This is a genomic window from Streptococcus parasanguinis, from assembly GCF_016648925.1.
Lineage (GTDB): Bacteria > Bacillota > Bacilli > Lactobacillales > Streptococcaceae > Streptococcus.
This window is the reverse complement of sequence record NZ_JACLQX010000002.1, coordinates 24558-42961: the sequence shown is the minus strand read 5'-3', so window position 1 is coordinate 42961 and position 18404 is coordinate 24558. Positions and strand designations below refer to the sequence as shown.

The window sequence follows — 18404 nt, the reverse complement described above, 5'->3', positions numbered from 1 at the left end:
CTCATGGCGAATCGAACCATTGGAATTTTAGGATTGGGAATTTTTGGACAGAGTGTCCTGAAAACCTTACAGGATCAGGATGTGGATATTATTGCAATTGACGATCACGCAGATGTGATCAACCAATATGAATCCATGATTACGACTGGAATTGTTGGAGACATTACAGAAATGGACCTCTTGGATGCGGCTGATATCGGTACCTGTGACACAGTCGTGATCGCGACGGGTGAAAACCTGGAGTCCAGTGTGCTGGCGGTCATGCACTGTAAGGCCCTTGGAGTCGAGCACGTCATTGCCAAGGTTAAAAATGAAGTGACCAAGGAAGTCCTTGAGAGGATTGGGGCTGATTTGGTCATCCTACCAGAGGTAGAAGCGGGCATGTCTCTAGCTAAGATGATCCTCTTCCAACATGGGATTGAAGTTTTCCAGTTGGATGAAGCAGTGGTGGTGGTCGAGTTTACGGTTCCAGCTAGCTGGGTAGGAAAAAGCATCCGAGACTTGGAAATCAGAGACCAATTTCAACTCAATATTATTGGCTATCGAGATGCGGAAGACCAGCCTTTGCGAAGTCAGATTGGTCCCGACTTTATCTGGCCAGAAGGGGTGCGCGTGATGGCGGTGACAGACAACCAGTATCTGGATAGAATCCAAGACCTCTTAGAGGAAACAAACTGAGAGAGAGTGGGACAGAAATCGGGAATTCGTTAGAATTCGATTTCGTCGTCCCACCTCCGCATAGTTGAGTAGGGCTGTAAAAGCTGATGAAATCAGCGTAGTAGAGCCCACTCAACCACTGCGTCTTGCTCAACAGTACAAAAACAATTAAGAGGCTAGGACTTTTGTCCCAGCCTCAGAATGTTGATAACCTATTTTTTAACTAAAATAGGTGAAATGATTCTGCAGAAATATGATTTTTAATTTTTACTCCGCAGATGCCCTCTGTATCTTAATTTAGTCATGGAACTTCCTGAATTGCTGAAATCATCCACTGGATAATTTCACCTAACGTCCGTCCTCAAGGTCGTCAAGAATCTCTTGCCATTTTTCCTCGTGCATGTCTTGGCAGATATGTTTGGATCGAGTCTCATGTATCTCTTGATCCATTGGGGAAGTTGATCTTATAATATTTTAGGAAAGGTTCTGTCAGGTGTTGACAGGCCTTTTTTTGAGTGCTATAGTAAAATCGTAAACGCTTACACGGTGAGGTGAAGCAGATAAAAAGCGGGCAGTCAGATGCTCCATAAAAAGAGGAGGAAAGACAAATGGCAGGATCAGTGATACAGGGAGAGAACTACCGAATCTCCGTATTAACGGAATCTTTGGTGCGCTTGGAATATTCAGAGGGTGGTGTTTTTGAAGATGGTCAGACGCAAGTTGTGCAAAATCGTGATTTTGGACCTGTTGCCTGTGAGGTCGTAGAGACAGAAGAGGTCCTCGATCTGCATACGGAGCATCTCCACCTTCATTTTGAAAAGGGACCTTTTACACCGGATCGGCTTTTTATCGAGCTCAAGGGTCAGTATGCAGTCTATGGTAGCCGGTGGCACTATGGTGATCAGCCTGAGACCTTGAAAGGGACCAGTCGGACGCTTGACGAGGTCGATGGAGCTATGGAGTTGGAAGATGGGATCTTGAGCAAGGCCGGTTATGCTCTTTTAGACGATTCCAGCTCCTACTTGTATGATGTCGAAAGCGGATTTAGAGCACGGCCATGTCCAGAAGTGGATCTGTATTTCTTCGGTTATGGGCGCGATTATCTAGGGGCCTTGAAAGATTTTTACCATCTGACGGGACAACCCCCTCTCTTGCCACGTTATGCTCTGGGAAACTGGTGGAGTCGGTATTGGCCTTATACCAGTCAGGAGTACACAGATTTAATGGATCGTTTCAAAGCTGAAGGGGTGCCTTTGGCTGTCAGTGTGATCGATATGGACTGGCACAAGACAGCAATTCCTGCTCGCTTTGGAAGTGGTTGGACGGGCTATAGTTGGAACCGGGACTTGATTCCTGATCCAGCTGCCTTCTTACATGGTCTGCATGAGCGTGGTTTAAAGGTGACCTTAAATGTCCATCCGGCAGATGGAATTCGCGCCTTCGAAGATGCTTATCCCATGGTCGCAAAACGCTTGGGACTGGATGCGGAAAAAGAAGAAGCGGCTAGCTTTGACTTTTACAGTCCAGCCTTTCGCGAAGCTTATTTCGAAGATGTCCATCATCCCTTGGAAGATCAAGGAGTCGACTTTTGGTGGATTGATTGGCAACAGGGAAGTCATGGCAAGATGGATCCCCTTTGGTTGTTAAATCATTATCATTATCTAGACAATTGTCGTACAGGTCAAGCTGGTCTTATTTTATCGCGTTATGGAGGTCCTGGCAGCCACCGGTATCCGATCGGTTTTTCAGGGGATACCATTGTGACTTGGGAATCCCTAGCCTTTCAACCCTATTTTACCAGCACAGCTTCAAATATCGGTTATACGTGGTGGAGTCACGATATTGGTGGCCATATGCGGGGTTACTATGATGAAGACTTGGCTCTTCGCTGGTTGCAATTTGGGGTCTTTAGCCCGATCAATCGTCTCCATAGTTCTTGTAATGCTTTTAACAGCAAGGAACCGTGGTTTTACTCGTCTGAGACCTGTCGCTGGATGAAGCGATATTTACGCCTGCGTCACAGCTTACTACCTTATCTTTACACCATGAATGTGGCGACGCATGAACAAGGACTGCCTTTGGTTCAGCCCCTCTATTACCACTATCCAAACGAAGAAGATGCTTATGAGGGTAAAAATCAATATTTCTTTGGTAGTGAACTCATGGTGGCCCCAATTTCAGAGGCTCTGGATCCTGTCTATCATAGTGCTTCTGTGAGTGTTTGGTTCCCAGACGGAGTTTGGTATGATTTCTTCCATGATTGGAAGTACGAAGGAAAAGGCAAGCTTACAGTCTTTAGAGCTAGCCAGGATATTCCGGTCTTTGCGCGTGCAGGAGCCGTCATCCCTATGGATGCACACCCGCAGACAGGGGTAGAGCTCCCAGAAATGCTGGACTGGCATCTTTTCCCAGGTGACAATCGTTCCTTCGTGCTCCTTGAAGGAGAAGGAGATAACAGGGTTGAAACCCGCCTAACTGTCAATTGGGATGAAAGAAAGATTAGGTTGGATTTAACAGGTGATCGAACGCTGCTTCCTGAAAAGAGACAGCACCGGTTCTTCCTCCATACCTTTGAGACAGCCCCTATCTTAGTGGACAATCACAGTCAGGAGATTGCGATGGGTGAGCTGCAATCGCGTCCTACTGCAAAAGAAGATCGGATGTTTGAGCTCTTGAAATCTGCCAACCTGGCCTACGATAGGAAAAATGAATTATTTGCGGCTTGTTCAACAGCCAAGAATTGGAAACAGTTGATGAAGGTCATTACGCCTTTAGAGGAAGGTTTGCGTCAACGTCTCTTTGAAGTGATTTATTCCAGTGAAGAGAATGAAGACTTGTAAATTCTTGCAATTTCATCCCTATTTTTGTATGATGAAAGTGATTTCACAATCATAAAGGAGAAGAAAAAAATGGAACAAAAATGGTGGCATAATGCCGTAATTTACCAAGTTTATCCAAAGAGTTTCAAGGATAGTAATGGCGATGGCATCGGGGATCTCAAGGGGATCACGAGCAAGCTAGACTACTTGGAAAAATTAGGGATTACAGCGATCTGGCTCTCACCAGTCTACAAGAGTCCCATGGATGATAACGGCTATGACATCTCGGATTACGAGGATATTGCCTCCATCTTTGGGACTATGGAAGATATGGAAGAATTGATCGCAGAAGGCCATAAACGCAAGATCAAAATCATCATGGACTTGGTGGTCAACCATACCTCTGATGAGCATGCTTGGTTTATCGAAGCACGTGAAAATCCAGATAGTCCAAAGCGGGATTTCTATATTTGGCGCGATGAGCCCAATGGTATTATTTCTGCTTTTAGTGGCTCTGCTTGGGAATTGGATGAAGCATCAGGCCAATACTACCTGCATAACTTCAGTAAGAAGCAACCAGACCTCAACTGGGAAAACGAGGAGCTTCGTCATCAGATCTATGACATGATGAATTTCTGGATTGACAAGGGGATTGGTGGCTTCCGTATGGATGTCATCGATATGATCGGTAAGATCCCAGATCAGGAAATCATCAGCAATGGTCCCATGCTCCATCCTTATTTGAAGGAAATGAATCAAGCTACCTTTGGCGATAAGGATCTGCTCACCGTGGGAGAAACTTGGGGAGCGACTCCAGAGATTGCTAAGCAATATTCCAATCCAAAAAATCAAGAATTGTCCATGGTCTTCCAATTTGAACACATTGGTCTTCAATACCAACCGGGTCAACCAAAATGGCACTACGCTAAGGAATTGGATGTGCCAAAATTGAAAGAAATTTTCACCAAGTGGCAGACGGAATTAGGAAAAGACGAAGGCTGGAATTCCCTCTTTTGGAACAACCACGATCTCCCACGGATTGTGTCAACTTGGGGGGATGATGGCGACTACCGTGTCAAATCTGCCAAGGCTTTAGCAATTCTGCTTCACTTGATGAAGGGGACTCCGTATATCTATCAAGGAGAAGAAATCGGGATGACCAATTATCCATTTCAGACCCTCGAGGATGTAGAAGATATCGAGTCAATCAACTATGCCCATGAAGCCTTAGAAAAAGGAGTGCCACTCGAAGTGATCATGGATCAGATCCGCCATATTGGTCGGGACAATGCACGGACACCGATGCAGTGGAATGATGAGGCAGAAGCTGGCTTTACGACAGGTCAACCATGGCTTGCGGTCAACCCAAACCACAAAGAGATCAATGTTGAGGCTGCTCTAGCAGATCCAGACTCCATTTTCTATACCTATCAAACTCTGGTGGCCTTGAGAAAAGAGCATCCTTGGCTTGTGACGGCTGATTATGAATTGGTGGACGCAGTAGACAAGGTTTTTGCTTACAAGCGGGTAGAAGGAGTGCAAGCCTACCTCGTCGTTGTCAATCTCTCAAGTCAAGAGCAAGACTTACCACTTGTCAATGGAGTTGAAGAGGTTCTCATTGCCAATACCAAGGTGGAGCAGGTCCTCGAATCGGGCAAGTTAGCCCCTTGGGATGCCTTCTGTGTCAAATTAGCCTAATGAAGCAAATGAAAAAAATTAAGGAACGAACTTCCTTATAAAAGCAGGTCTTTCTCAATAGAGAAGGCCTGTTTTGCTTTTTAGGGGTTGTTCTTCTAGCAGAATCCGCTCAAAAATGGTTCGGTGATGCAGGGGCTATAGGAAATATTTATAAGTAGTCCTAGTTTTTGCTTTTGATCTCTGGTCCCAAGGCCTATTAAATCTGTGTTATAGTTTTTGCCTATATCAAAATTCGTGTAAAAGCAATTATACAAGACGGCTATCTTCTGATATGATAGTGTCAATTAGAATTTTTGGAGGACACAACATGTCAACTACAATTATCGGTTTCCCACGTTTGGGTGAATTCCGTGAATTAAAATTTACAACTGAAAAATACTTTAGAAAAGAAATCTCAGCAGACGAGCTCTTGGCAGCTGCCAAAGACTTGCGTGCTAAACACTGGAACATTGTCAAAGAGCAAGGCATCTCAGAGATTCCTTCAAATGACTTCTCACATTACGACAATTTCCTTGATGCAGCCTTTCTTTTCAACGTCGTGCCTGCATCTGTTCAAAACTTGGATTTGACAGACCTTGAACAATACTTTGCTTTGGCGCGTGGTTACCAAGGTGAAAAAGGGGATGTGCGTGCTCTTCCAATGAAGAAATGGTTTAACACGAACTACCACTATATCGTTCCAAAATTTGAAAAAACAACAGAAGTTAAATTGGCTGGTCACAAGATTTTTGATGAGTACCAAGAAGCTAAAGACTTGGGCCTTAACACTCGTCCAGTAGTCGTTGGACCCTTCACATTCCTTCAATTATCTGACTTTGAAGATGGAGTGAAAGCAGAAGACTTCGTCGACAGCCTGGCTGCTGCTTACCAAGAAGTCTTTGCAAAATTGGCAGAGCTTGGTGCGACTCGTATCCAACTCGATGAGCCAGCTCTTGTCAAAGATTTGTCAGCTGAAGAAAAAGCCCTCTTCTTGAACCTCTACAACAAACTCTTGGCGGACAAGAAAGGCCTTGAGGTCTTGATTCAAACCTACTTTGGTGATGTTCGTGATGTCTACAATGACCTTGTAAACTTGCCAGTAGATGGTATTGGTCTTGACTTTGTTGAAGGAAAGAAAACACTTGAATTGGTGAAAGGTGGCTTCCCAGCTGATAAGACCCTTTATGCTGGTATTGTGAATGGGAAAAACATCTGGCGCAACAACTATGAAAAGAGCTTGGAAATCTTGGATCAAGTTCCAGCTGAAAAGGTTGTCTTGACGACTTCTTGCTCCCTTCTTCATGTGCCATTTACAACGGCTAACGAAGATTTTGAACCAGCTATTTTGAACCACTTCGCCTTTGCGGTTGAAAAATTGGGTGAATTGCGTGACTTGGATGCCATCCGCAATGGTCAAGGTGCAGAAGCTCTTGCTGCCAACAAAGAACTCTTCGCAACCGAACGTGTCGGAGCAAATGCTGAACTTCATGCTCGTATCGCAGCGTTGACAGAAGCAGACTACACTCGTTTGCCAGCTTTCGCAGAACGCGAAGAAATCCAAAAAGAATCCTTCAAACTTCCAGCTCTTCCAACAACTACCATTGGTTCATTCCCTCAAACGAAAGAAGTTCGTGCTAAACGTTTGGCCTTCCGTAAGGGTGAATTGACTCAAGAAGAATACGATGCCTTCCTTGCTGAAACAATTGATGAATGGATCAAATGGCAAGAAGAAGTTGGATTTGATGTGCTGGTACACGGTGAATTTGAACGGAACGACATGGTTGAGTACTTCGGTCAAAACTTGTCAGGTTACCTCTTCTCTAAAAACGGTTGGGTACAATCATACGGTATGCGTGGGGTGAAACCACCAATCATCTGGGGTGATGTCACTCGTCTCAACCCAATCACTGTGAAATGGTCTAGCTACGCACAAAGTCGTACGGATAAACCTGTTAAAGGGATGTTGACTGGACCTGTTACCATCCTTAACTGGTCATTCCCACGTGAAGATATCTCTATCAAGGATTCTACTCTTCAAATCGCTCTTGCCATTAAGGATGAAGTTCTTGACCTTGAAGCTGCAGGCGTGAAAATCATCCAAATCGACGAGGCTGCTCTTCGTGAAAAATTGCCACTCCGTCGCAGCGACTGGTATGAAGACTATCTTGATTGGGCGATTCCAGCCTTCCGCTTGGTACACTCAACTGTAGCGCCAGATACACAAATCCACACGCACATGTGTTACTCAGAATTTACAGATATCATCCCAGCTATCGACAACTTGGATGCGGACGTTATCTCATTTGAAGCTAGCCGTTCAAACCTTGAAATCTTGGATGAGTTGAAAGCCAAAAACTTCCAAACAGAAGTTGGACCTGGGGTATACGATATTCACTCACCACGTGTCCCACAAGACGGTGAAATTGATCACACTATCGAAGCGATCTTGGCGAAAGTACCAAGTGGCAAAGTTTGGATCAACCCTGACTGTGGTTTGAAGACTCGCGGAATTAAAGAAACAAAAGAAAGCTTGATCAAACTAGTTAATGCTGCTAAAGAAGCGCGTGAACACTTGTAAGAAAATGTTTCGAGGACCTTCTATCATCGTGTAGAGGGTTTTCGAATCATCCCTTATCCTAGAAACAGTGGCTCAGAGTTCTTGATCAACGAAACAAAAGAAAAGGATAGAATATGTCACAACACACACCGTCTCTGTCATTTGAAGTTTTTCCTCCAAATCCTGAAGTAGGCAATGCCAAACTCTTACGTGCTTTGGCAAATATGCAGGAGCTAGCTCCTCACTTTATTAGTGTGACAGCTAGCAATAATAAATACAATATCAAAGAGACGACGGTTGCTTTAGCCAATTATATTCAAAATGAATTGTCTATTCCGACAATTGCTCACTTACCAGCCGTCTATTTGAGCAAGGAAAAAGTGGCCGATACTCTTCAGGAGTTAGATGAAGTAGGGGTTCATCGGATTTTGGCTCTGCGTGGGGATATTATCCCGGGTGTGGAACCTTTAAAAGACTTTCGTTATGCAACGGATCTGATTGAATTTATCAAAACAGAAGCGCCCCATTTTGAGGTAATTGGTGCCTGCTATCCTGAGGGACATCCGGATTCGCCCAACCAAATTTCAGATATTCAAAATCTTAAAAAGAAGGTAGATGCAGGGTGCTCTAGCTTGGTCACTCAACTTTTCTTTGACAATGAGCGTTTCTATGATTTTCAAGATAAGTGTACCTTGGCTGGGATCAATGTTCCTATTCATGCAGGAGTGATGCCGATTCTCAATCGCAATCAGGCCCTTCGTCTCCTTAAGACTTGTGAAAATGTTCATATCCCACGGAAGTTTAAAGCCATTCTGGACAAGTACGAGCATGATCCAAAGTCTCTTCGCGCAGCTGGCTTGGCTTATGCAGTCGATCAAATCGTTGATTTGGTTACTCAAGATGTGGCAGGTGTCCATCTTTACACCATGAACAATGAAGATGTCGCTTACCACGTCTACCAAGCGACAAAGGATTTATTTGCTCATCAACCGAATTTTGAAGTGAATTAATCAACACTTTTAGTAGGAAGTGTAGAGATTGAGAAAGAATCGTTCTCAGTCTCTTTTTATTTGGATAAATTACTTGCTAAAAGCCAACTTTTTTTTTATAGTATTAATATGAAGTTTTTGGAGGCGCTTGCAATGAAGAAAGATCTCACGTTAAAGTTATTTGGACCCCCTAAGGTTGTTTTCAATCAGAAAGATATTCGCTTTTCTTTCTCGAAGATGGAGGCCTTGCTTTATTACTTGGCAGTCATGGGCCAGGTCAACCGCGATGAAATCGCCGGTATCCTTTGGGGAGATAAGGAAAACCAAGTAGCTCGCAAAAACTTACGGAATACGGTTTACCAAGCCAATAAAATCTTTGAAGGAGATATCATTGTCTCTCCAAGTCGGAGCAGTTTGGCCCTTAATCCTGATTTGAGCCTTTCTTTGGATGTCAAACTCTTTGAAAGAGATCCACTAAGTGCCTTGGATCTTTATCGGGGAGACTTTTTAGAGGGCTTCTATGTCAAGGATGATGAAGACTTTGATCAGTGGGCTTCTCGAAAACGGGATGCTTATAGGAAGCTTTATGTCGAAAGCTGCTATCAAAAAATTGAAAAGGTCGGTTTCGGAGACCCTAGTATAGAACTCTTGCTCCATCATTTGGTAGAATTGGATGAATATGAAGAGAAAAACTACCAGCTCTTGATGGAGTATTATAGCTTCCATCACCAGCTAGGAAAATTTTTCGAGACCTATTATAAGCTAGTCGATTTATTGGATCGCGAGCTCAGTGTGCGTCCCAGTCGAGCGATTGAGGAACTTTATCACTCCGTTTTGGAAGCCAAACGAACTCATAAACTGACCAATCGCTTGAATATTCGTGAACTTTCTTTCTTTGGTCGGAAACAAGAACTCTCGCAACTCGAGGAATACCTTTCCTTAGTCGAGACAGGTGAAGCGGTAGGACCGTTTCTCGTGATGGGGCAATCTGGAACAGGTAAGAAACGTCTCTTGCGGCAGTTAGTCTTGATGTCCAATCGCAGTTTTAACTTTATCAAGGCGGAAGGAAAAGCTACTAGTCAACGCTACGAAGGAAGCACCTGGAATGATCTCAGACAAGCTCTAGAGAAACTGGGGGATGAGATGGGGATTTCCCTTCTGGAAGAGGAGGATGATCTCATTTCGGTATGGAATCAGCTTCAGATCCTTAGCAAAGAAAAACCGCTCCTGATTCTGCTTGAAAATGCCCAGTGGATCGATGCAGTGTCTCTAGAAAAAGTGAAACAACTAGAGGAGAGAAGAAACCAGGAGAAATGGCAACTGATTTTTACAGCTGAAGAGCCTCTGCCAGCTTTCTTCGTCAACTTCTTGGGGAGCTTAAAGGTAGAGAAACGGCTGTCTCAACTAGAGTTGACCAATTTTGATCCTAGTGAAAGTCGTGCTCTCTTGAAAGGGGAACTGGGAGCAATAGAGCCGGCAGTGATGGAGCAGATGGTCGAATGGAGTGAAGGCAGTCCGTTCTTGCTGTCCAGCTATATCGAAGAGTGGAAAGAAAATGAAAATTTAGAGCCCTTGCCGGATATCATTCAAGCTTATCTTTCTCAGGAACTCGGGGACATGAGCAGTGAGGAAGAGGCCCTTCTACACTACCTATCTTGTTTTCATAAGCCAATTTCTCTGTCTATCTTGGCAGAATTGACGGCTACAGAGCTTCCTGTTTTGACAGAATTAATTGAGCCTTTATCTGAAAGAGCGATCGTCTCAATTGTAGAAGAAGGAGAGGCTCTCTTGGTTCAATTTTGCAAGCAATTGGTAGCCATGTACTTTTACCATCTTCTTTCGCCAGCTAGACGGCGGCTCTTCCACCAACAAATTGCGCAAAAATTGGAAGAAACTTTAGAAGATTCGACGGACCTTCTTCTTTATAAGGAAATTGCCTACCAATACAAGCGATCGCAAAATCTTTTGCGTTCCTTATCTTTTGAGTTGACCTATTTAGAAGAAATCCTTCAGCTGGAGCATGAGCTGTTTCCGATTTATTCCAAGGTAGATGAGGGGTTCCTATCAGATGGTACAAATAGCCATTTGGACATTTTTGGAGAGCTATCCCGCATTCGCCAAGAATTAGATAACCTCTTTTCAAGGCACCAAAGAGATAGAGAATACAAGCATTTACAACTGCGTTACTTGTACCTAGAAGGTCGCTATTTTATTCGAAGTGGGGAGTATCAAAAGGGGATTCATGATATCCAAAAAGTCATCTCCTATGCGCGGGAACTCAAGCAATCCGACTTCCTCTTAGAGGGTTATCGGCAAATCATTTATTATTGCATTCAAACTGAAAATATCTCTGAGATGGCCTATTATACAGATTTGGCTCTGGAAGATGCCATCCAAGCCAATAATCATGAGGTCATCGCGATCCAGTTGCGTTTGAAGGGCTTGTATCACCTGATGGTTGGGGATGAGGAGCAGGCGACTCGGCATCTGTATCGCTCTATTGATTGCTTTAGTTTGACCAATAGCATGCAGGCCAAGTATGCCATTCAAATTGCAGCTTCTTTGGCCTACCTCGCTGAAATCGAGCAAATTAGGGGCCATTTCCAAGTAGCGGTCACCCACTTAGAAGAGGTTCTGCGTTTGGTGGGGGATCAAGCTGTTGATTCCGTCCGTGTCGTCTTTGATATTGATCTTGGGATCGCCTATTATTGGAAGGGAGATTTGATCCAAGCTCGCCTCTGTTTTGACAGAGCTCAGAAAATTTTGTCCAGTGTTCGCTTCCCTTGGAAGGAAGAATTGCTCGAATTTTATCAATCCTTGATCGCCTGTCAGCAAGGGGATCAGGAGAAGGTTGCGGCTTATCTGGCTCGAAAAGAAAGGACGATGAATCCATCTGCTAATTCACGGGATAAGGGGATGGTTCATTATCTATTAGCTTACTTATCTGATCAAAAGGAGAAAGGAGAAGAGCTCGCTCCTGCCCTGAGCACCTTCTTGAAAGAAGATAAGAATTACTACAAGAAGGTGGCAGAGCAACACTTGAATCCCTACAGAGATCGTCAGTTTCTTAAGAAATTAAAAGATCTGTAGTGTCTCTTGCCTAAATCATAAGAGAGGACTAAGCGGCCTATCCTCCTTTTAGGCAAAGATCATTGTGCCTGAAAATGAAGAAAAGCATAGAAATACCCTAGCAATGGGTGTTTCTATGCTTTTTATGTGTGTAGAAATCTTCTTAGTTCAGTTTTTGTTGCGCCAATATTTGTGTCAAGTAAAAGATAAAGGTCGCAGCAAGGTTTGAAGTATGGTTGTCAATGTCATGAGGAGGAGAAACTTCCACGACATCAAATCCGATTAGTTTACCACTGGCAGCAATGTGTTGGAGAAGCAGGAGGGCTAGTTTAGGATCGACACCAAGTGATTGGATGGCGCTAACACCAGGAGCAGAGCCGACCGCAAAGCAATCCATATCAATAGACAGATAGATCGCGGTTTGGTTTTCTAAAAATTGATCGATTCGATCCAGAATGGCTTGGTGGCTCATCTGGAAGAGGTCTTGGCCAGTTAAAAAATCAATGCTTGGTGTTTTAGCAACGTAATTAAAGAGGAAGAGGTTATTATTGTGCTCTTGGATCCCCAGAATGAGGTAAGGGAAGTCCTGGCCTTTTTCTTTAGCATGATCAGCCATTTGACGAAAACCTGTTCCAGAATTGGGACCGGTTTGGTCGTAAGGTCGCAAATCAAAGTGGGCATCCAGATTGATCACAGCCAGTTGTTCATCTTTTTCTAAACTGGATTGAATCCCTAGATAGTGGCCGTAAGCAGTTCCGTGACCGCCTCCTAGGACAATGGGTTGGATCCCTAATTGGTACATGCGCTGGATCGCTTGTGAGAGACTTTCTTGGAGTTCTTCTAGTGAATGGTTGGGCCCGTCAATATTTCCCACATCATACACTGTCACATTGGTTCCCCAGTGCCATGGAAGTTTAGCGATTTGAGAACGGATGGCTGTAGGACCCTCGACCGCTCCTACGCGCCCATTATTGATATAGACTCCTTTGTCGCTCTTAAAGCCGATGATCCCAAAGGTCATCCCCTCAAATGGAGTGAGGGTCTCGTCGTTTAGGTCTAAAAATTTGGTGACCATTCCCCATTTGGCCGTGTAGGGATTGTCCTCGATACTACCTTGGTAGTAGCTGTAGGTCATTGGATAGTAGTTTGTGAGCAAGCTTGTCGCCTCCCTTATTTTTCTGAAAGCAGGCAGAGGCTGAGAAGATCGCCAGCCTCTGTTTTTGCTTTATCCTTACTGTATCAGTATTGAATCCGTAAGTCAACTGCTTTTTCGATGGTTGCTAAGAATTCTTCGCTTTCGACAACAGCAGATGCTTTATTGAGTTCTTCAAAGATTTCGATATCTTTGTCAAATTCAATGAAGTTCAGTTTTTGACGAATCAGCTCATAAGCTGGTTTTGTCCCTTTACCAAGTTCATGATTTTCTGGTTTGAGATCCAAGGCTTGGCAAGCTGCCATGATTTCAGTAGCAACGATGCGACGGGAGTTTTTAAGAATTTCTGCTGCTTTACGAGCGGCAGTCGTTCCCATGCTGACGAAATCTTCTTGGTTTTCACAAGATGGAATAGAATCGACACTAGCAGGGTGAGCCAAGATTTTATTTTCCGATGCAAGGGATGCACAAGCATACTGGGTAATCATGAAGCCTGAGTTGAGTCCAGGGTGTTTAACCAAGAAGGATGGCAATTTGCTGAGTTGGCTGTTGACCAAGCGTTCCACCCGACGTTCGGATACATTCCCAATTTCAGAAAGGGCAATGCCTAAGAAGTCAAATGGTTGCGCCATTGGTTCACCGTGGAAGTTCCCGCCGGAGATGACGTGGCCTTCTTTGGTGATGATTGGGTTATCTGTGACAGAGTTGATTTCGATTTCAACTTTTTCTTTTACGTAAGCAATAGAATCCTTGCTGGCTCCGTGGATTTGAGGGATACAGCGGAGTGTATAAGGATCTTGGACCCGTTGTTGAGTCGCAACTGTTGTGTTCTTGCTTCCTTCAAGGAGGTTACGGATGTTGCGAGCAGTTGCCAATTGTCCACTTTGTGGGCGGATGGAATGAAGGTCTTCTTCGAATGGACTGGTAATTCCATTGTGAACTTCCATTGAGAGAGCACCAGCGATATCAGAGAGTTTGAGCAATTGGATACCATCATAAGTCGCAAGAGCACCGATACCGGTTAGGACAGTCGTACCATTGATCAAGGCAAGCCCTTCTTTGGCAGCTAATTGGATCTTTTCAATTCCAGCACGATCTAAGGCTTCTTGACCACTGAGAAGTTCTCCTTTGTAGTAGGCGCGTCCAAGACCCAACATTGGTAAAACCATATGAGCAAGTGGTGCTAAGTCTCCAGAAGCTCCGAGAGAGCCTTTTTCAGGGATATAAGGAGTGACTCCTTTGTTGAGCAATTCTAACAGTTTTTCAACAGTTGACAGACGAATGCCAGAATAACCTTTCAAGAGTGAGTTGATACGGATCAGCATGATGGCACGAACGGCATCTTCAGGAAGTGGATCACCGAAGCCAGATGAGTGAGTCCGGATCAGATTTTCTTGCAGTTGAACAGTATCTTCTGGAGAGATGCTGACATTACAGAGGGAACCAAAGCCAGTGGTTACACCATAGACGACTCGTTTTTCTCGGACAATGTCATCAACGATTTTACGGGATGCGATAACGGCTTCTTTGGCTTGTTCATCAAGCTCACATTGGGCACCGTGCCGAGCTACAGCGATGACTTCTTCGAGTGTTAAGCTATTACCATCTAAATGAATCAATTGAGTCATATAAAACCTCCGATTATGAATAGTTGTTCTGTGGAAGTAGTGTTGTTTACTTCGGTTTGAATACCAAACATGGGCCCATTGTCTATTGATCTAAAAAATTGAAAAGAGTCATAGAGAAAAGGGCTCAGGTTTGACATTCGAGGAGTCCTAGATGGGCTAGGGAGCAAAACTGAGCTTCGCTCCCGTCTCTGTTCCCATCTAGTGTGTAAAGAAAATTAGTGAGGAAGGGCTTTAGATTTATGTAGTTTATCACCGTGGAAAACAAAGTAGAGTCCACTTGCGATCACGAGACCGATGGCACCCCAAACAAAGTTCATTAGGTTGTCCCCTGCAATCATCAAGATACTGATGACAACAGCTAGAACTGGGATAACAGGACCAAATGGAACTCGGAAGGTAACCTTTTTGTCTGGGTACATTTTTCTGAGTTTGATGGCTGCCAAAGCAGTTGGAATGTATTGGAAGAAACGGAAGACAACACTGAAGGTTGCTAATGTTTCGAAAGAGCCAGATAACAAGAGTAAGAAGGCGAAGATACCAGAAATGATAATGGCAATGACAGGGGCATTCTTAGAGTTTGTTTTTCCAAGCCCTTCTGGCAAGAGTTTTTCAGTTGCTAATGCGGCACCAAAACGAGGGACCATGATGGATTCACCGATGTTTAGACCGGCGATTGAAATGAGGGCTCCGTAAGAAACGAGTGGAGCTCCGATAGGGCCAATCATTTCGACAAATGCGTCTTGTACTGGTGCACCAGTTTGCATAATGCGACCACCAAGCATGGCGATTGTTCCTGCGATGATCAACATGTAGAGAACAGATACAATACTGATAGAACCTAGAATAGCGCGGGGAACGTTCTTTTCAGGGTTGCGCATTTCCCCTGCAACGATAGACATGGTTTCAAATCCGATGAAACCGTAGAAGATGTAGACGGCTGTACTAGAAATAGAACTGAAGAGGTTTGTTCCACTTTCCAATTGAAGGAAAGGTGTGAAGTTGCCCTTGCTCACGCCACCGGGAATGAAGAAGATGGCAAAGAGTGAGAAGAGGACAATTGGAATTAATTTTGCAACAGTAGCTGTCAGAGTAAACATCTTAGAGGTTTTCAGACCGGCAATGTTCATCAGACTCAAGAGAATCAGCATACCGATACTGATCGGAAGGTTGTAGCCTTCAAATGCTGGGAAGGTGATGATGAAGATCTTAGCAAATCCGGCTAACATGGCAGCCCAAGCGATAACAGTAACGGCCCAACCGAGAATCCCAACGTTAAAGCCAACGAAGTCTCCGAAAGCGGCTTTTGAGTATTGCATGGCTCCACCGTTTTTGTCGAAGTAGCCAGCTGTTTCAGCCAGACAGGCTGATAGTAGCATGACGAGAATGGCAACCCCGAACATGACAGCTAGAGAAGCTGGTCCGAGGCCAGAATAAATTTTTTGAGGAAGGAGGAAGATACCAGATCCGATTACGGCGTTGATACCGTAAAGAGTGGCACCGCTAAAGCTGAATTTCGCTTTTTCTTGTTCCTCAATCGACTGTTTATGTGCTCCGTTCATAATGTTTCTCCTTTGTGAACATTATTGTAGTCCAGTCCAGATAGCAATCGGTTGCTCCCCAGACTGATGGGGTAAAAACGTGATTGTCATCTCTTGAAGGGGAGATGGTTGTTCGATCACCAGGAGCTCGTGAGTTTGGAGGATTTGAGAATGATTGGTTCCCCATTTTAGTGTTAGCGGACAGAGAGCATAGATCAATTGATAGCGACTCTGACTTTTGACACTCTCTTTTGGGGATACAGCACTCATATGCCCCTGATAAGAAGGTTTGTAGATCAAATTAAAGTCTTGACAAGTCCCATGGCTAGATACAGGATCTCCCCCATCAAAGAAGTAGCTTTGAAAGGGGTTCAAAACCACTTCTTTCTGTTGATGGTTGAGTCGAATGGAGGCATTCAAGGGCATCAAGATTCGGTGGTAGCCAGTGAGATCGGTAAAGTTACTTTTTTCAACCTCCACCGTTGCAGTGGAGAGGCGGAAGTCAAAAGTCCGATCTGGATAACTTCCTCCCTCTGGGGAGAGAAAGAGTTGGGTGGTTTGGCCACCGGACCAGGTAGAAATTTGATAATCTGCGGGGGTAAGATGAAGGAGAGTCACCATAGGACGCCTTCTTTCTTAAAAGAGACCAGTGATATTGCCGTGGGCATCGATATCAATCTTTTCACTGGCAGGTGCTTTTGGTAGGCCAGGCATGGTCATGATGGTACCCGTGAGAGCCACGATGAAGCCAGCTCCGGCAGCTACCTTGAGATTGCTGATGTTAACAGTAAAATCTTTTGGTGCTCCCATTTTCTTCGCATCATCTGAGAAGGAGTATTGCGTTTTGGCCATACAGATTGGGTAGTTTGAGAAGCCAAGAGCTTCCAATTCTTTAAGTTCGCGTTTGGCTGCTGGTGTTAAGCTAATTCCTTTACCACCATAGACTTTTGTAACAATCTTGGTCAATTTCGTTTCGATGCTGTCTTCTTGGTCATAGACATAAGAGAAGTGGTTTTCTTCTTGAGCCAGTTGAATGACTTTTTCAGCTAGGTCGCGTCCACCAGCACCACCATGTGCCCAGACATCTGAAATAACCACATCTACATGGCGTTTCTTACAAGATTCATAGACAGCTTCTAGCTCTGCCTCTGTATCCAGTGGGAATTTGTTAATGGCAACGACCACAGGTAAGCCATAGACTTCTTGGATGTTGGCCAAGTGTTTGTCTAGGTTTGGCAGACCATCGATAACAGCTTGGACATTTTCAGTAGCCAAGTCCGCTTTGGCGACTCCACCATGCATCTTGAGGGCTCGGATGGTTGCGACGAGGACTACGGCAGAAGGTTTGAGTCCGGCAATGCGGCACTTGATATCAATGAATTTTTCAGCACCTAAGTCTGCTCCAAAACCAGCTTCTGTCACAACATAGTCTGCATATTTGAGAGCTAGTTTAGTAGCCAGCACGCTGTTACAGCCATGAGCAATATTGGCAAATGGTCCGCCGTGGATGATAGCAGGAGTATGTTCTAAGGTTTGTACCAAGTTTGGATGGATGGCATCTTTGAGGACGGCTGCCATAGCACCTCCAGCCTTGAGGTCTTTAGCTGTGACTGGTTGTCCTTGGTAGTTGTACCCAATAATGATGCGATCGAGGCGTTCTTTGAGGTCAAGGATATTTTCTGAGAGACAAAGAATGGCCATGATTTCAGAAGCCACGGTGATGTCAAAGCCATCTTCACGAGGAACTCCGTTTGTTTTTCCTTGAAGACCATCGACAATATGACGGAGTTGGCGGTCGTTCATATCGACCACCCGTTTCCAGGTGATGCGACGAGAATCGATGCCCAACTCATTGCCGTGATGGATGTGGTTGTCAATCAAGGCTGCAAGCAAGTTGTTGGTAATCCCAATGGCATGGAAGTCTCCGGTAAAGTGAAGGTTGATATCTTCCATTGGAACCACTTGGGCGTACCCGCCACCGGCAGCTCCACCCTTGATCCCAAAGACAGGGCCAAGAGAAGGCTCGCGCAAGGCAATGACGGCTTTTTCACCAATAGCTGAAAGAGCATCGACCAAGCCAACAGAGGTGGTTGTCTTTCCTTCTCCAGCAGGTGTTGGTGAGATGGCTGTCACGAGGATCAGCTTTCCATCTTCCTTATCCTTGAGTTGTTCCAGTTGGTTGCTATCAATTTTTGCCTTGTATTTTCCGTAGAGCGAAATATCGTCTTCGGTCAATCCAAGTTCAGCAGCGATATCGGTGATGGGCTTCATTTGGACAGAATTGGCAATTTCAATATCCGATAAAACCATAGAATCC

11 protein-coding genes and 1 pseudogene are annotated in these 18404 nt (G+C 44.6%); 7 read left to right on the top strand and 5 right to left on the bottom strand.

The annotated features are described in order from the left end of the window. The first annotated feature begins 3 nt into the window (after positions 1-3). The 7 genes and pseudogenes from H7T97_RS01020 to H7T97_RS00995 all read left to right on the top strand — a co-directional run bounded on the left by H7T97_RS01020 (position 4) and on the right by H7T97_RS00995 (position 11789). Positions 4-678: a potassium channel family protein gene (locus H7T97_RS01020; RefSeq protein WP_009731618.1), complete on the top strand. Its 675-nt coding sequence runs from the start codon at positions 4-6 to the stop codon at positions 676-678. A 345-nt stretch (positions 679-1023) separates the two neighbouring features. Then, positions 1024-1119, top strand: a pseudogene (locus tag H7T97_RS10220) (CPBP family intramembrane glutamate endopeptidase); the annotation flags it as partial. A gap of 146 nt (positions 1120-1265) precedes the next feature. After that, complete coding sequence (locus tag H7T97_RS01015; protein ID WP_195326704.1) at positions 1266-3497, top strand: glycoside hydrolase family 31 protein; 2232 nt, start codon at positions 1266-1268, stop codon at positions 3495-3497. 69 nt (positions 3498-3566) lie between these two features. Then, on the top strand, positions 3567-5174 hold the full coding sequence (locus H7T97_RS01010) for an alpha-glucosidase (protein ID WP_195487516.1): 1608 nt from the start codon (positions 3567-3569) through the stop codon (positions 5172-5174). Positions 5175-5481: 307 nt separating this feature from the next. After that, positions 5482-7731 carry a 5-methyltetrahydropteroyltriglutamate--homocysteine S-methyltransferase gene (metE, locus tag H7T97_RS01005; RefSeq protein WP_201089012.1) on the top strand — a complete coding sequence of 750 codons (2250 nt, stop codon included), beginning with the start codon at positions 5482-5484 and terminating at the stop codon, positions 7729-7731. 113 nt (positions 7732-7844) lie between these two features. After that, complete coding sequence (gene metF, locus H7T97_RS01000) at positions 7845-8720, top strand: methylenetetrahydrofolate reductase [NAD(P)H] (RefSeq protein ID WP_201089010.1); 876 nt, start codon at positions 7845-7847, stop codon at positions 8718-8720. A gap of 132 nt (positions 8721-8852) precedes the next feature. Then, on the top strand, positions 8853-11789 hold the full coding sequence (locus H7T97_RS00995) for an AAA family ATPase (protein ID WP_049486237.1): 2937 nt from the start codon (positions 8853-8855) through the stop codon (positions 11787-11789). A 142-nt stretch (positions 11790-11931) separates the two neighbouring features. On the opposite strand, the gene hutG is transcribed toward H7T97_RS00995, so the two are convergent. The 5 genes from hutG to H7T97_RS00970 all read right to left on the bottom strand — a co-directional run bounded on the left by hutG (position 11932) and on the right by H7T97_RS00970 (position 18397). After that, positions 11932-12924 (bottom strand): formimidoylglutamase, encoded by a 993-nt coding sequence (gene hutG, locus H7T97_RS00990; protein WP_024054987.1) that lies wholly within the window; start codon positions 12922-12924, stop codon positions 11932-11934. An 83-nt stretch (positions 12925-13007) separates the two neighbouring features. Next, entirely contained in the window at positions 13008-14549 is a 1542-nt protein-coding gene (hutH, locus tag H7T97_RS00985) for a histidine ammonia-lyase (protein ID WP_049474093.1), read from the bottom strand. A gap of 215 nt (positions 14550-14764) precedes the next feature. Further along, positions 14765-16108, bottom strand: coding sequence for an APC family permease (locus tag H7T97_RS00980; protein ID WP_006595663.1), 1344 nt, complete (start codon positions 16106-16108; stop codon positions 14765-14767). A 21-nt stretch (positions 16109-16129) separates the two neighbouring features. Next, positions 16130-16708, bottom strand: coding sequence for a HutD/Ves family protein (locus H7T97_RS00975; RefSeq protein ID WP_201089008.1), 579 nt, complete (start codon positions 16706-16708; stop codon positions 16130-16132). A 15-nt stretch (positions 16709-16723) separates the two neighbouring features. After that, positions 16724-18397: a formate--tetrahydrofolate ligase gene (locus H7T97_RS00970; protein ID WP_201089006.1), complete on the bottom strand. Its 1674-nt coding sequence runs from the start codon at positions 18395-18397 to the stop codon at positions 16724-16726. Between the last annotated feature and the right edge of the window lie 7 nt (positions 18398-18404).